This window comes from Streptomyces sp. SD15, from assembly GCF_054462255.1.
The window spans coordinates 36,235-50,769 of sequence record NZ_JBTLMO010000001.1; the positions used below are offsets into that span (position 1 = coordinate 36,235).

Consider the following 14,535-nt stretch of genomic DNA (forward strand, 5'->3'; position numbering starts at 1 on the left):
CGAGATGCCGCACGGTGTGGGTCAGCCGCCCTCGGGCTCCCCGGCGCGGGCGAGGACCCCAAGGGGCACCGGCCGGGCCAACAGCCGCCGCGCGGGCCGCTGTTCGCACCCGGCGAGCCCCGCGACCGCGGGTTCGCACATCCGGCCCTGGCACCAGCCCATGCCGGCGCGGGTGAGCAGCTTCACGGTCCGTAGGTCACCCGCGCCCAGTTCACCGACGGCCTCGCGAATCTCGCCGGCGGTGACCTCCTCGCAGCGGCACACCACGGTGTCGTCGGTGACCTGGTCCGTCCAGTGCGCGGGCGGTGTGTACACGGTGTCGATCGCGGCGAAGAACTCCCGCATGCTCGTACGGGACTTGGCGGCCGGGGCCCACCCGCGCGGGTCGGGTTCGTCGCCGTTCAGCCTGGCGGCGATCGAGCGTCCCGCGATGTGCCCCTCGGCGAGCGAGAGCGCGGCGCCGCCGATGCCGGTGGTCTCACCGGCGGCCCATACGCCGGGCACGTCGGTCCGCTGTTCCTCGTCGACATGGACGTTGAGCCCGTCGATACGGCAGCCGAGCGACTCGGCGAGATCGGTGTGCGGCAGCATGCCGTGCCCGACGGCGAGCGTGTCGCACGGGATACGCCGCTCGGTATCGCCCCTGACGCGCCCGTCGGCGTCGAGCGCGGCCACGGTCACGGCGACGAGCCGCTCCCCGCCGTGCGCTTCCACGACCGTATGCCGGGGGAGCAACTCGACGCGGTGCCACCGGAGTTGAGCCGCGTACTGTACGCCCTCGGCGACCTTGCCGGGCTGGGCGACCAGCGCCCCCGCCTTCCGCACGAACGCCTTCGGATCGGCCGACTCGACGAGCGCGACGACATCGACCCCGGCCGCGGCGAGCCCCGTCGCCACGGGCAGCAGCAACGGCCCGGTCCCGGCCACGACAGCCGTCCGTCCCGGCACCACGAGGCCGCCCTTGAGCATGGCCTGACCACCGCCGGCAGTGACGACACCGGGGAGGGTCCAGCCGGGAAAGGGCAGGACCTTCTCGTAACCGCCGGTGGCGAGGAGGACGGCGTCGGCGTGAACGGTGACGGGGACTTCCTGGAGAGGGCCGAGGAGGGCGTGAACAGCGAAGCCGCCGGGCAGTGACCGCGGGCGCCGCGCAGCGGAGGCGGCCTGCGCGCCGGACGCGGCAGCCCCTTCGGACGGCAGGCCGGCACGAACCACCGAGACCTCGCCGGACGCCTGCTCAACGCCCGGCGCCACCGGTCCCCCGGCCGGCTCCTGCGCGCCGTACGCGGCAGGACGCTCAGCTCCCTCCGGCGCGCGGAGCGTCACGTCATCGCGCTCCGCACCCGGGGCGCTCACCACGTGAAGCGCGCCCGCCCCGGGCGTCTTCCCGCAGCGCTCGACGAGCCACACATGGTGGTCCGTCAAGTGCTCGATCGTGCCCGCTTCCACTTCGCTGGCGAGCCCCCGCGCCAGCCGCTCCCAGGTCCGCCACTGGTGGTGCAGCGCCCTCGGCCGCCGTGCCCCGACTCCGGCCGCCGGCTGACGGTAGAACTGGCCCCCGGCCTCCCCCGCCGAGTCGACCAGCGTCACGCGGATGCCGCGCGCCGCCGCGGCCAGCGCGGCGGCGAGGCCCGCCGGCCCCGCACCGATCACCGCAAGGTGCGGACGCTCAGTCATCGTGGCCTGTCCCTTCCTGCGTGCGGATGGTGTCGCCCGGACGGACCGGTACGAGGCAAGCCCGTTGGTTGGAGCGGTCGTTGACGGTCACGAGGCAGTCGAAACAGACGCCGATGCCGCAGAAGACGCCACGCGGGCGGCCCGCCCCGCGAGTGGTGCGCCAGGAGGTGACGCCCGCCGCCCACAGCGCGGCGGCGACGGTCTGGCCCGGCAACGCCTCGATGTCCCGGCCGTCGAGCGTGACGGTGAACGCGGGCCCAGGCTGGGCCCGGACCAGTTCCAGGGGATTCACGCGGACTCCTGGGGGAAGCGGTCGGGCCGGAACGGCGCGAGGTCGAGGTCGGGTGTCTTGTCGGCGAGGATCTGTGCGATCAAGTGACCGGTACCGGTGGCGAGTCCGATACCCGCGCCCTCGTGCCCGCAGGCGTGGAAGAGGCCGGGCACCCGGGGGTCGGGCCCGATCGCGGGCAGGTGGTCGGGCATGTAGGGGCGGAACCCCAGGTACGTACGCAGCGCACGCACCTGCGACAGGAACGGGAACAGCCGAGTCGCCCCCGCGGCCAGGGCCCGTACGGCCGGCAGCGAGAAGGAGCGGTCGAAGCCCACCCGCTCACGGCTCGCGCCGATCAGGATCGGCCCGGCCGCGGTCCCCTCCACGACCGGCGAGGTCTGTAGCGCGGCCGAGTCGCTCGCCACGTCGGCCACATAGTCCGCGGCGTACACCTTGTGCCGCACCAGCCGGGGCAGCGGTTCGGTGACGAGGACGAACCCGCGCCGGGGCAGGACGGGCAGGGAGACCCCCGCCAGCGCCGCCACCGCCGAGCCCCAGGTCCCGGCCGCATTGATGAGGGCCGGGGCATGGATGTCACCCCGGTCGGTCCGCACCCCGCGCACCGCGCCCTCCGCCGTGCGCAGTACCTCGGTCACGGTCCACCCGGTCAGCAGCCGCGCCCCCGACGCCCGCACCAGATGCGCGGCGGCCAGCGCCGGCATCACCTGGGTGTCCTGCGGGTACAGCACGCCGCCCGCGAGGCCGGGCGCCAAGTGCCGCTCCAGGTCGTGGAGTTCGTCGGCCGCGACCGACGAAGCGGAGACCCCGGCGGCCCGCTGTCCCGCCGCGAAGGCTTCCAGCGCGGCCAGCCCCTCGGGCGTGGCGGCCACGACGACACCGCCCTTGGCCTCGTACTCGATCGCCTGCCCGAGCGACTCGGCGAGACCGGCCCACAGGCGCCCCGACAGCAGCGCGAGGTCGAGCTCGGGCCCCGGCTCCTTGTCGGAGACGAGCAGATTCCCCTCGCCCGCGCCGGTCGTGCCGCCGGCCACCGGACCACGGTCCACCAGGGCGACCTCCAGGCCCGCCCGAGCCGCGTACAAGGCGCAGGCCGCGCCCACCATTCCGGCTCCGACGACCACGACATCGCAGGTCAGTCGCTTGCTCACATCAGTACTATGTCACATGCTTCTCTCTCGGGGAATAACATCACCGGGACCAGCCGACGACACACGGAAGAGGTGCCCGACGTGGCCAAGGGCCGAAAGAACGGTCCGCACCGAGGAATCTCGACGAGCTGTCCGCCCTGACGCGGACGGGCTGGGCCGACACCGAGCGGCACGATCTACGGCCGGACGAGCAGGCGCCGTACACGGCCCGCCGCCGCGCCGCTCTCTCCGCCCGCTTCCCGGGCGAGCGGCTCGTCGCCCCCTCCAGAAGCCTCAAGACGCGGTCGAACGACACCCCCTACCCGTTCCGCTCGTACTCCGGCTAGGCCCATCTGACGGAGCGTCAAGCCGGGGATGGTGCCCTGGTGTTGGAGCCGCGCGCGGACGGCGGTCACGACGCGCACTGCTACCAGCTCCCCCGCGGCACCCGGGACAGCGACGAGTTCTGGACGGGAAAGACGGCCGAGCTGTGGATGGGCCGCCGACGTCACGCGCACGCTCCCCGTCAACGGCACCTTCACCCCGCTCCAGCGCGAGATTTACGACGCGGTGTACGAGGCCCAGGAGGCCGGCATGGCCGCGGTGCGGCCGGGCGCGCACTACCGCGACTCCTGGAGCCGGGCATGGTGCTCACCGTCGAGCCCGGCCTCTACTTCCAGCCCGACGACCTGACGGTGCCCGAGGAGTGGCGCGGCATCGGCGTACGGATCGAGGACGACCTGCTGGTCACGGCGGACGGGTACGAGAACCTGTCGGCCGCCCTGCCGCGCTCGGCCGGCGAAGTGGAGGCGTGGATGCGGGAGTTCGCCGGGTAGCGCCCCGTTGTCAGACCCTGCTCCCGGTCGCCGTGTCCGCCGACAGCCGCTGAGCCACGTAGATCGGAATCACCGAGAGCAGGACGAGTACCGCCGCCACGACGTTCACGACCGGTGCCTGCTGGGGCCGCGTCATGTTGTTGAAGATCCAGATCGGCAGGGTCTCGATGCCGGGTCCGGCCGTGAACGTCGTCACCACGATCTCGTCGAAGGAGAGCGCGAAGGCGAGCAGTCCGCCCGCGAGGAGCGCCGAGCGGATCAGCGGGAAGGTGACGTCGACGAAGGCCCGAAAGGTGTCGGCGCCCAGATCCATGGCCGCTTCCTCGTACGAGCCGGAGGTACGGCGCAGTCTCGCGACGACGTTGTTGAAGACGACGACGATGCAGAAGGTGGCGTGGCCGACGACCACGGTGAACATGCCGAGGCCGACGCCGAGCGGCTCAAGGACCGTACTGAACGCCGAGTTGAGCGCGATGCCGGTGACGATGCCGGGCAGCGCGATCGGCAGGACGACCACGAAGGAGATGGCGTCGCGGCCGAAGAAGCGGTGCCGGGCCACCGCGAACGCGATCAGCGTGCCGAGCACCAGGGCGATGGCGGTGGCGCCGAGACCCGCCTTGACGGAGACCCAGAGCGCCTCCCGGGCGCCCGTGTTCTCCCAGGCGACCGACCACCAGTGGAAAGTGAGGCCGGGCGGCGGCCAGCTCGCGCTGCGGTCAGGGTTGAAGGAGTTGACCAGCACGAGCGCGAGCGGGACGTAGATGACCGCGAGGCCGAGCCCTGCGGCGACGCGCAGCGCGATGCGCGCGGAACGGGACAGTTGCACAGCGGGCTCCTCAGAGACTGCTCAGGGCGCCGGTGCGGCGCATCGCGAGCAGGTAGAGCACGATGACCACGACGGGCACGGTGCCGAGCGCGGCGGCCATGGGGAGGTTGAGTTCGATGTTGGAGTAGACGAGGTTGCCGATGAGCTGGGTCTTGCCTCCGACGATCTGCACGGTGATGTAGTCGCCGAGGCTGAGCGAGAAGGTGAAGACCGAGCCGGCCGCCACGGACGGCAGGACCATCGGCAGCACGACCTCGCGGAACGTGCGTCCCGCACGCGCGCCCAAGTCGGCCGACGCGTAGAGCAGGTTGGCGGGCAGCTGCTCGAGTGCCGTGTGGATCGGCAGGATCATGTACGGCAGCCAGAGGTACGTCAGCGCGATGACCGTCGCGGTCAGCCCGTACCCGGGTCCACTCAGCCCGAAGGGCTTCAACATCCAGTCGGCGAGCCCTCCCTGAGAGAGGATCAGTCGCCAGGCGTACACCTTGACGAGGTAACTCGCCCACAGCGGCGTGAGGATGGCGACCACGAGCAGCGGGCGCCACTTCGGCTTGGCGATCCGGGCGGTGAAGAAGGCGACCGGGAAGGCGATCACCGCGCACAGGGCGGTGACCGCGAGTGCGACGCCGACACTGCGCAGGATCACCTGCCGGAAGACGGGTGTGGTGAACAGCGCCTCGAAGTTGTCGGTCGACCAGACCTTCACGACCTCGGAGGTGAAGGAGTTCGTCGTCCAGAACGCCGAGATGAACAGCACGGCCAGTGAGCCGAGGTAGAGCACCGCCAGCCAGAGCAGCGGTGCGGTCAGCAGCAGGGACAGCCTGAGCCGGGGGCGGCGGTGCAGGGTCCCGGCGAGCCGCCGGACGGGGGACCGTCCGGCGGCCTGCACAGAAGAGGTCATCGATCAGCCCTTGATCTCGGTCCAGGCCTGGACCCACTTGGCGTAGGGCACGCACTTCACGTCGGTGCGTCCGTCGAGGCACTGCTCGATGGGCGTGTTCCAGAACGCGATGTTCTTCCAGTAGCTCTCGTCGGTGGCGTGGAAGGTGTCGCAGAAGGACGCGTCGCTGGTCTCGTCGCACGCCTCGGCGTTGGCCGGTGCCTCACCGAAGTACTCGGCGACCTGGGCGTTCACCTGCGGTGAGATGATCCAGTCCATCCACTTGTAGGCGCAGTTGGGGTGCTCGGCCTTCGCGGAGAGCATCCAGGTGTCGGACCAGCCGGTGGAGCCCTCCTTCGGCACGATCGCCTTCACCTTGGCGCCCTCCCCCTCGGCGAGGTTGGCGATGACCTGCCAGGTGGTGCCGACCACAGAGTCACCGCTCTTGAAGGCGGAGATCTCCTTGAGGTAGTCGCTCCAGTACTCGCCGACGTTCGCGTTCTGCTTCTTCAGCAGGTCGACGGCCGCGTCGAACTGGTCCTGGTCGAGCGCGTACGGGTCCTCGATCTTCAACTCCGGCTTGGTCGCCTTGAGATACAGAGCGGCGTCGGCGATGTAGATCGGGGAGTCGTACGCCGTGACGTGGCCCTTGTACCGGGACGCGTCGTCGAAGACCGCGGACCAGGAGGTCGGGGCGGGCGAGACCTTCTCGGTGTTGTACATCAGCAGATTGGCGCCGCGCCCGTGCGGAATGCCGTACGCCGTGCCGTCGACGGAGTTCCACGCCTGCTGCTTCAGGCCGCTGAAGACGTCCTTGTAGTTGGGCACGAGGCCGGTGTTGACAGGGGCCGCGTCGCCGGAGGCTATGAGGCGCAGGGACGCGTCGCCGGAGGCCGAGACGGCGTCGTACTGGCCGGTCTTCATCAGCTTGACCATCTCGTCCGAGCTGGCCGCGGTCTTCGTGTTGACCTGACAGCCGGTCTGCTTCTCGAAGTCGCTGACCCAGTCGACCTCGGGGTCGTTGGAGCCGTCCTCGACATAACCGGCCCAGGCGATGAGGTTGACCTCGCCCTCGGTCTTGCCGAGCGCGGACTGCGCCTTGAGGTCAGGGGGGTTGAGGCCGGTGGACGAGGACGAGGCGGAGTCGGACGAGCCGCAGGCCGTGGCCGCGAGGAGCGCTGCGGCGGCTACCGCGACTTTGGTGGTTCGGTTGAGGCGCACGAGGGTCTCCATACGTGAGGGGCCTGGCGTGGTGGGGATCAGCGGGCGTCCGGGACCTTGAAGCTGTGGCGGCGGTGCCACTGGAGCCGGACGCGGGTGCCGCGGTATGCGGCGACGTCCTCGGAGGAGGTCTCCAGGTTCTGCTGGAGCGCGGTCAGGCGTCCTCCCGCGTCGAGGTCCACGAGGAAACGGGTGGCGTCGCCCAGATAGACGACCTCGACGACGGTGCCGGTGGCGGTGGAGTGCTCCGGCTCGTCCGCGATGGCGGACTCCTTCAGGACCCGGATCTTCTCGGGCCTGATGCTGTAGGTGCCCGGGGCGCCGACGACCTGCTGGGCGGACGCTCCTTCGAGCAGGTTCGAGGTGCCGACGAAGCCCGCGACGAACGGCGTGGCCGGCCGTTCGTAGATCTCGGCCGGGGTGCCGACCTGCTCTATGCGGCCCTGGTTGAAGACGGCGATGCGGTCGCTCATCGTCAGGGCCTCCTCCTGGTCGTGCGTGACGAAGACGAAGGTGATGCCGACCTCGCGCTGGATCGCCTTGAGTTCGACCTGCATCTGCTCGCGCAGTTTGAGGTCGAGCGCGCCGAGCGGCTCGTCCAGCAGGAGCACGCGGGGGCGCCCGACGAGGGCGCGGGCGAGCGCGACACGCTGGCGCTGGCCGCCGGAGAGCTGGCTCGGGCGCCGCCTGCCGAAGTCTTCGAGGCGTACGTCTGCGAGCGCCTTGCGGGCCCGTACGTGCCGCTCGGCCTTCGGCACCTTGCGGACCTTGAGGCCGTACGCGACGTTCTGCTCCACGGTCATGTGCGGGAACAGCGCGTAGTCCTGGAAGACGGTGTGCACGTCCCGCTCGAACGGGGCGAGCCCCGTGACCTCCTGCCCGGCCAGTTCGATGCTGCCCGAGGTCGGGCTCTCGAAGCCGGCGATCATCCGCAGGACCGTGGTCTTGCCGGAGCCGGACGGGCCGAGCATCGAGAAGAACTCTCCGTCGGCGATGTCCAGATCGACTCCGGCCACGGCGGTCGTGTCACCGAACGCCTTCCGCAGTCCCTGGAGCCGGACCGCACTTCCCTCCATGGTCGGGAACCTTTCTGGTGCACTCGAACGTTGGAGTGAAAGATATGAAGTCATAGTTCAAAGCTCAAGACCCCCTTAGAGTAAAGGTTGAGTCAACGGACAAGGCGGTGACCGTGAAGCAGTACAGCGGCGAAGGCGTCCGGCGAGCCGTTTTCACCCCGGTGGACAACCGGGCCCGGGTCGAGACGGTCGTGAGCAGGCTCGGTGACGCCATCGAGCTCGGCCTGCTCGCCGACGGGGAGCAACTGCCCGGCGAGAGCGAGCTGGCCGGACAGCTCGGCGTCTCCACCGTGACCCTCCGTGAGGCCCTGATGGCGCTGCGGCAGCAGGGCCTTGTCATCACCCGCAGGGGGCGCGGAGGCGGCAGCTTCGTGTCGCTCCCCGAGGATCCCGGCGAGGACCGGCTCAGGGCGCGGCTGGCCGCCTGGAGCACCGAGGAGCTGCGCGACCTGGGCGACCACTGGGCCGCCGTGTCGGGCGCGGCAGCCCGGCTCGCGGCACAGCGCACGGAGCCTGGCGACCTTCAGCAACTGCGGCGCACGCTCGACGAGTTGGCCTCCGCCGAGGAGGCCGCCGCGCGCAGCCGCGTCTACGGCCGGTTTCATGTCGAGCTGGCCGCCGCGGCACAGTCCGCCCGGCTGACCCGCGAACAGGTCGCCCTCCAGACGGAGGTGGGGGCGTTGTTGTGTCTCGTGCTCGGGAACGACGAATATCGTGAAGAGGTCTCGGACCGTCACCGCTCCGTAATCTCGGCGGTGCAGGATGGGGCCCACGAATCGGCCAGAGCGCTGGCCGAGCAGTGCGTGCAGGACTCGACGGCGCGGCTCATCGCCCTGCGCCTCGCGATGCCGCGCACCGCGTCCGGTCCCCGTCCGCTGGAGGGCACCCATGAGCAGGAGCCCCGCCCCGGCCGGCGCCGCGGCGACGCTTGACGCGACACCGGAGGCGGCCGTGGCCGCGCAGGTCCGTTCCACCGTGGAAGCCGTTTTCGAGGCCGTCGCCGCCACCCGGGCCGATACGGCGACCCTGCTCACCAGGGTCGCCGCGCAGAGCCGTCGCCCCGCGAGCGCGGACCTGGCCGCGCTGCGCCCCGGGCTTCACCTCCGGCTCGCCCGGCAGGAGTTGGTGTCGGGCGTCGGGTTCGTCGCGGCGCCCGGGCTGCTGAGTGACGCACCGGCGTGGCTGGAGTGGTGGCAGCAGGGCGCCGGCGGGGACGTACGACCGCTCCTGCTGGACCTCGACCCGAAGCACTCGGCGTACTCCGACTACACGCACTGGGACTGGTTCACCCTCCCCCGCGACACCGGGCAGCGCGCGGTCGCCGGGCCCTATGTGGACTACCTCTGCTCCGACGAGTACAGCCTGACGCTGTCCGCGCCCGTGCATGTGGAGGGCAACTTCGTGGGTGTCGCCGCGGCAGACGTATATCTGCGGCATTTCGAGTCGGCGGTGATCCCGCTGCTCCAACGGCTGCCGGGGGAAGCCTACTTGGTGAACGCGCGGGGGCGGGTGGCCGCGTCCGCCCATCCCGCGCATCTGGCGGGATCACTCACCAAGGGGCCGGACTTCGGCTCCGTGCTGACGCGGGCGCGGGCCGCGAGCTTCGAGGGGATGCGGCTGGTTCCGTGCGACGGGGTTCCGCTCGTACTCGTGGTACCGCACGTATCGCACGGCTGAGCGGCGCATGTATCGCACGGCTGAGCGGGCTCACACCGCCATGGCATGACCCTTCCGTCGGCTCACACCGCTCGCAGCTCCGCCGCGCCGTTCCGGGTTTTGCGCGCCTTGCGCGGTCCTGTCGCCGCGTGCCGCGCCTCGCGCAGGACCAACGTCATCCGTGTATAGCCCATGTCCTGAAGGGACTTGGGGGTCTCGCCGACGATCCGGCAGTCCGTACTACCCCAGCGCGGGTCGGGGTGCACCACTGGGCGTACGGCGCCGTCGGGCTCGACACCGTCCGGGCCGACCGCGCGGATCCAGTGCGGCAGGCCGTGCCGGTAGGCGGCCTCCATGATCGGGTCCTGGGCGATGTCCCGGCGGATCGCCTGCAGTCCGCGGTCCTGGCCGTGACGCTCCACCGCGGCCGCGAAGTGGGCCAGCATCGGCAGGCACCAACTCGACTCGTGCTCGCCGAGGATCATGGACGCGTCCGGATGAAACAGGACGAACCGGAGGAAGTTGTCGCCCGGCATGGCCGTCGGATGAGGGCCGACGCCGCCGAAAAGTGTCTCGAACCCGGCGTTGGACAGCACGACGTCCCAGCGATGGTCGAAGACGACGGAGGGGAACGGAACGGCCTCGAGGAGAGCGGCGTAGTCCTGGAGATACGCCTGAGCCTCGAGACTCTCGGGGACAGGTCGCGGCTGGGACCGCTGCCTTCCTGCCTGGTACGCCATCGGGAGGTCACCCCTCTTGCCTCTGCGGCCTTCTCGCGGCGCCCCGATCCTGCTGCCCGGAGCTCAGCCGTGTCAACTATCGTGGCATTTGGCGCTCGTTGACGGCTGAATCTGGCCACAGTTGTGGCGAGACCTGGATGTGAGTTCGAGCTACCGGCTAGTCTCCGGTTTCTGACCATCGTGAAAGAGACCTGTAGAGAGACGTAGGAGATCTGTCGGTGACGGAGGGCTTCGAAGTTCCGGGCGCCACGGCGACGGTTCTGCTTCCGGCCGTCGTGGCCCGGGTCACCGCACTTGCGAACCGGCTCGGTGTGCCACACACCGAAGTCTTCGACGTCCAGCGCCTGTCCGCCGAATGCGGTGTTCCCGAACCCGTGGTGCGGGCCCTGCTCTGCGGCCGCCCCGCCGGAGGGCCCGATCTGCAGGCCAGATTTCTGCAGCGCCTGGACCTGTTGCGGCGCACCCGGCTCAAGCCCAACGGGCGCAGATACACCCAGCAGGAGATCGCCGACGGCGCGGGCATGTCACGTCAGCAGGCGGGCGCCCTGATCAACGGCGACCGGCGCCCCACCATGGAGCACTGCGACGCCATTCAGCGCTTCTTCCGCGTGCACGCGGGGTTCCTCACGGCAGAGGACTCCGAGGCGCTCGTAGGTGCCTTGCAGCGCTCGGAGCAGGAGTTGCTGCAACAGCTCGCCGACCGTGAGCGCGAGGCGGCAGCCGCGGCCGCCGACGACCCGCTGGAGCGGCTGTTGCAGGACCACGGCGTCCGCGGAATCGCCTGGCGGGCCGCGCAGTTGCCCACCGATCAGCACCGCGACAAGGTCGCCGAGTGGCTGGACATGCTCTTGGAGAGCGTCAAGCGGCCCGAGTCGTGACCCGGGGGAGAACTGTGAGCATCGGAAAGGAAATGCGCCGTCTGTGCGGCGAGTTGGTCGCGGAGCTGTCGCTCCCGGCACCGGCGGAACCCGCCGACCTGTACGCCGCTCTGTGTGACGCCATGAGCAGACGCCGTGGTCGTCCCGTCCAGTTCCGTACGGCCGCGTTCCCGCCCGGGACCGCCAGCGGGCTGTGGCTCGACATGGCCGACCAGGATCTCGTCGTCATCGAGGAACGCACCGCCCCCGACCACCAGTTGGTGATCCTCGGCCACGAGCTGTGGCACATGAAGGCCGGACACTGCGGCCACCACGTCGAGGGTGCCACCGTCGCGGCCCGCTTACTCCGCGACAACGCGGACCTGCAGGCGACCGTGCTGAAGGTCGCCGCGCGCACCCGGTTCGACCTCGCGGACGAGCAGGAGGCCGAGAGCTTCGGTCTGCTGCTCGCCAGCAAGTGCCGTACATGGCTGGCCGGTTCGCCGCTGCGCGGACCCGCGCGGCGCGACGGCCTGGCCGGTCGGATCGAGGCGTCCCTGGGCTATCGCGGACCGCAGGGCTGAGGCACTTCCAGGACATGGACGGATCCAGCTACTACGCCCCGGCTGTCGCCATGGGCGTCGCCCTCGCCGTCAAGGCACCCACCCTGATCCGGGGTTGGCGAGACCCGCTGCTGCGGTCGGTCGGCGTTCTGCTCGCGATGGCCTGCCTGGTGTTCCTCTTCGCGGCCCCGCCGACGATCGCCGAGGTCAATCAGATCACCGGGATCACCAACATCTCGGCGCCACTGGTCTATTGCCTGCTGAGCGCCTTCAGCGCCTCCTGCCTGGTGCTGATCATCAACTGGCGCGGCGGGCCGCCGGAGGTGACCCGCCGGCTCTCGCAGCGCTGGATCATCGGGTACGGCGTGGTGAGCGTGGCCCTGATCGTGCTGTTCCTCCTCGGGGACGCCCCCGAGGAGCGGCTGCGGGACCTCGACACCTACTACGCCAACACGCCGTTCATCCGCGAGATGATCGTGCTCTACCTCCTCGCACTGACGGTCGCGGCGGTCGCGATGAACGTCATGTGCTGGCGGTGGGCCCTCCAGGTGAGCGGCTGGCTGCGGGCGGGGCTGCTGACCATCGCGGTCGGCTTCCTCTTCAACATCCCTTATGCGGCGACCAAGTTCACCGCCGTGGTGGCCCGCTGGAACGGCGCGGACCTGGACGGCCTGAGCACCGATGTGGCACCCGTGCTGGCCTCCGTCGGCGCACAGGTCAGCGCGGTCGGCTTCCTGCTCCCACTGGCCTGCCAGCGCATCCAGGACAGCTGGACCACCTGGTCGACCTACCGTCGGCTGGGGCCGCTGTGGCGCGAGCTGAGGCCGGTCTCGGCGCACGAGGACCACGCGGTGCGGATCTCCTGGTGGTCCCCCGCCGAACTCCAGGTCACCCAGCGGGAGTCCGACATCCACGACGGCATGCTCAGCCTGTACCCCTACTTCGACTCCGAGGTGCGCTCCCTCGCCTACGACGCGGCCCTGGCGGCGGGCTCCGTGCCCGCCCAGGCACAGGCCGAGGCCGACGCGGCGATGGTGACGGCGGCGGTACGGGCCAGGGCGGCCGACCCGGACGGCAGAGTCATCGGCGCGGCGGAGGCGACCGCCCCCACCACCACCTCCACCGGCGCCGAGGGTCCACGCCACCTCGTGCGGATGTCGATGGCCCTGCGTCAGTCACCCGTCGTCGCGGCCGCCCGAGGGCAGGCCCCGACCAGGTCAGAGAGCGACTTCCATGAACGAACCCGCTAGCGCCCCCCGGGGCGCGGCAGCAGCCGACCTCGGTACGGCCCCCCGTCGGGCCGTGGTCATCGGCGCGGGGCTGGCCGGCCTGCTGGCCGCCGCCGCCCTGCACCCGCACGCCGGCGTCACCGTCGTCGAGCGCGACGTCCTGCCCGCCGGGCCCGAACCGCGCAAGGGCCTCCCGCAGGCCCGCCACGCCCATCTGCTGTGGTCCGGCGGCGCCCGTGCGATGGAGGACCTGCTGCCCGGCGTGACCGCGGCCTGGCTCGCCGCGGGTGCCCGCCGCATCCCGCTGCCGACCGGTCTCGTCACGCTGTCGGCGCAGGGCTGGCTGCGGCGCTGGCCCGAGATGGAGTTCATGATCTCGTGCAGCCGCGATCTGCTCGACTCGGTGCTGCGCGAGCAGGTCGCCAAGAAGGACCGGGTGACCATACTGGAGGGCACCGAGTTGCTCGGCCTGGAGGGCGGCGCCTCCCGGGTGACGGGCGTGCGTGTACGGACGCCCGAGGGTGAGGAGCGCGTCCTGGACGCCGATCTGGTGGTGGACGCCTCGGGGCGCGGTTCACGGTCCACCGCCTGGCTCGACGCGCTGGGCGTCCCGCAGCCGCCGATGGACGAGGTCGACTCCGGACTCGCCTACGCCAGCCGGATCTTCCGGGCGCCGACGGGCACCGAGGACTATCCCGTGGTCAACGTGCAGCCGGACCCCGCACAGCCGGTGCCGGCGCAGTCCGCGACCATCGTGCCGATCGAGGGCGGACGCTGGCTGGTCACGCTGTCGGGCACGCGTGGCGGCCAACCGACCGGCCTGGTCGAGGAGTTCGAGGCGTTCGCGCGCGGCGTCAGGCATCCCGTGGTGGGCGAGCTGATCGCGCGCGCACAGCCGCTGACGGACGTCGTGCTCACCCGCAGCACGATCAACCGGCGGCGCTTCTTCGAGAAGGTACGGGACTGGCCCGAGGGGTTCGTCGCGCTCGGCGACGCCGTCGCCACGTACAACCCGGTCTACGGGCACGGCATGTCGGTGGCCGCGCAGGGCGCGGTGGCGCTGCGCGAGCAGGTGCTCGAGCACGGGCTGACGGCTCCGGGGCTCGGGCGGCGGGTGCAGCGCGCGGTGGCGCTTCCGGTGACGATCGCCTGGGAGTTGGCCACGGGCACGGACATCCGCTATCCCGGGGCGATCGGCACGCAGCCAGGGGGCGCGCAGAAGCTGCTCGGCCGCTATGTGGAGCGGCTCATGCGGACCGCGGCCGGACGTCCGCTGGTCGCCCAGGCGTTCCTGAAGGTGATCACCCTCTCCGGGCCGCTCGCCACGCTCGTCAAACCCGAGGTCGTCTTCGCGGTACTGCGTGGCCCCCGACGCCCTCCCCTGGCGGAACCGCCCCTCACCACCGAGGAACGGGAGACGGTACTCAACACCCCGGAGCCCTCGGGAACGCAGACGCACGGCTGAACGGGAAGACGGACGTCCCACCCCTCGCACGGCTGAGCCGGACCACGAGCGCCGCGAAGCGACGCACACACGGCTCGGTCGGACCGCGTG

14 protein-coding genes and 1 pseudogene are annotated in these 14,535 nt (G+C 71.0%); 7 read left to right on the forward strand and 8 right to left on the reverse strand.

Annotated elements, in window-relative coordinates; translation table 11 throughout:
• Nucleotides 1–21: 21 nt before the first annotated feature.
• From ACX28W_RS00215 to ACX28W_RS00225, 3 genes are read right to left on the reverse strand one after another with little or no spacing between them, the layout of a single operon-like run.
• Nucleotides 22–1,677 (reverse strand): FAD/NAD(P)-dependent oxidoreductase, encoded by a 1,656-nt coding sequence (locus ACX28W_RS00215; RefSeq protein ID WP_458996687.1) that lies wholly within the window; start codon nucleotides 1,675–1,677, stop codon nucleotides 22–24.
• The gene (locus ACX28W_RS00220; protein ID WP_458996688.1) at nucleotides 1,670–1,969 is read right to left on the reverse strand and encodes a (2Fe-2S)-binding protein; all 300 of its coding nucleotides are present in this window, start codon (nucleotides 1,967–1,969) and stop codon (nucleotides 1,670–1,672) included. Before ACX28W_RS00220 ends, ACX28W_RS00215 begins: the two co-directional genes overlap by 8 nt.
• Nucleotides 1,966–3,117 carry an NAD(P)/FAD-dependent oxidoreductase gene (locus ACX28W_RS00225; RefSeq protein WP_458996689.1) on the reverse strand — a complete coding sequence of 384 codons (1,152 nt, stop codon included), beginning with the start codon at nucleotides 3,115–3,117 and terminating at the stop codon, nucleotides 1,966–1,968. The genes ACX28W_RS00220 and ACX28W_RS00225 overlap by 4 nt, the downstream gene beginning before the upstream one ends.
• A gap of 81 nt (nucleotides 3,118–3,198) precedes the next feature.
• On the opposite strand from ACX28W_RS00225, the pseudogene ACX28W_RS00230 reads away from it, so the two are divergent.
• Nucleotides 3,199–3,932 (forward strand): annotated as a pseudogene (locus ACX28W_RS00230) (aminopeptidase P N-terminal domain-containing protein).
• A 10-nt stretch (nucleotides 3,933–3,942) separates the two neighbouring features.
• Here ACX28W_RS00230 and ACX28W_RS00235 read toward each other — a convergent pair.
• Genes ACX28W_RS00235 through ACX28W_RS00250 form a run of 4 tightly spaced genes read right to left on the reverse strand, consistent with a single transcriptional unit; the run spans nucleotide 3,943 to nucleotide 7,935 of the window.
• Nucleotides 3,943–4,758 carry an ABC transporter permease gene (locus ACX28W_RS00235; RefSeq protein ID WP_458996690.1) on the reverse strand — a complete coding sequence of 272 codons (816 nt, stop codon included), beginning with the start codon at nucleotides 4,756–4,758 and terminating at the stop codon, nucleotides 3,943–3,945.
• 10 nt (nucleotides 4,759–4,768) lie between these two features.
• Entirely contained in the window at nucleotides 4,769–5,659 is an 891-nt protein-coding gene (locus tag ACX28W_RS00240) for an ABC transporter permease (protein ID WP_458996691.1), read from the reverse strand.
• Nucleotides 5,660–5,662: 3 nt separating this feature from the next.
• Nucleotides 5,663–6,871 carry an ABC transporter substrate-binding protein gene (locus ACX28W_RS00245; RefSeq protein WP_458996692.1) on the reverse strand — a complete coding sequence of 403 codons (1,209 nt, stop codon included), beginning with the start codon at nucleotides 6,869–6,871 and terminating at the stop codon, nucleotides 5,663–5,665.
• Between the two features lie 26 nt (nucleotides 6,872–6,897).
• The gene (locus ACX28W_RS00250; RefSeq protein ID WP_458996693.1) at nucleotides 6,898–7,935 is read right to left on the reverse strand and encodes an ABC transporter ATP-binding protein; all 1,038 of its coding nucleotides are present in this window, start codon (nucleotides 7,933–7,935) and stop codon (nucleotides 6,898–6,900) included.
• A 113-nt stretch (nucleotides 7,936–8,048) separates the two neighbouring features.
• Between ACX28W_RS00250 and ACX28W_RS00255 the strand changes: the two genes are divergently transcribed.
• Complete coding sequence (locus tag ACX28W_RS00255; RefSeq protein ID WP_458996694.1) at nucleotides 8,049–8,867, forward strand: FadR/GntR family transcriptional regulator; 819 nt, start codon at nucleotides 8,049–8,051, stop codon at nucleotides 8,865–8,867.
• Complete coding sequence (locus tag ACX28W_RS00260) at nucleotides 8,824–9,612, forward strand: cache domain-containing protein (RefSeq protein ID WP_458996695.1); 789 nt, start codon at nucleotides 8,824–8,826, stop codon at nucleotides 9,610–9,612. The genes ACX28W_RS00255 and ACX28W_RS00260 overlap by 44 nt, the downstream gene beginning before the upstream one ends.
• Nucleotides 9,613–9,674: 62 nt before the next feature.
• Here the strand turns inward: ACX28W_RS00260 and ACX28W_RS00265 are convergent, their stop codons facing one another.
• Nucleotides 9,675–10,331: an MmyB family transcriptional regulator gene (locus ACX28W_RS00265; protein ID WP_458996696.1), complete on the reverse strand. Its 657-nt coding sequence runs from the start codon at nucleotides 10,329–10,331 to the stop codon at nucleotides 9,675–9,677.
• A gap of 218 nt (nucleotides 10,332–10,549) precedes the next feature.
• On the opposite strand from ACX28W_RS00265, the gene ACX28W_RS00270 reads away from it, so the two are divergent.
• Genes ACX28W_RS00270 through ACX28W_RS00285 form a run of 4 tightly spaced genes read left to right on the forward strand, consistent with a single transcriptional unit; the run spans nucleotide 10,550 to nucleotide 14,445 of the window.
• Nucleotides 10,550–11,209: a helix-turn-helix domain-containing protein gene (locus tag ACX28W_RS00270; RefSeq protein WP_458996697.1), complete on the forward strand. Its 660-nt coding sequence runs from the start codon at nucleotides 10,550–10,552 to the stop codon at nucleotides 11,207–11,209.
• A 32-nt stretch (nucleotides 11,210–11,241) separates the two neighbouring features.
• On the forward strand, nucleotides 11,242–11,772 hold the full coding sequence (locus ACX28W_RS00275) for a toxin-antitoxin system, toxin component (RefSeq protein WP_458996979.1): 531 nt from the start codon (nucleotides 11,242–11,244) through the stop codon (nucleotides 11,770–11,772).
• A gap of 14 nt (nucleotides 11,773–11,786) precedes the next feature.
• Complete coding sequence (locus ACX28W_RS00280; RefSeq protein WP_458996698.1) at nucleotides 11,787–13,001, forward strand: MAB_1171c family putative transporter; 1,215 nt, start codon at nucleotides 11,787–11,789, stop codon at nucleotides 12,999–13,001.
• Nucleotides 12,985–14,445 (forward strand): NAD(P)/FAD-dependent oxidoreductase, encoded by a 1,461-nt coding sequence (locus tag ACX28W_RS00285; RefSeq protein WP_458996699.1) that lies wholly within the window; start codon nucleotides 12,985–12,987, stop codon nucleotides 14,443–14,445. Before ACX28W_RS00280 ends, ACX28W_RS00285 begins: the two co-directional genes overlap by 17 nt.
• The last annotated feature ends 90 nt before the right edge of the window (nucleotides 14,446–14,535 follow it).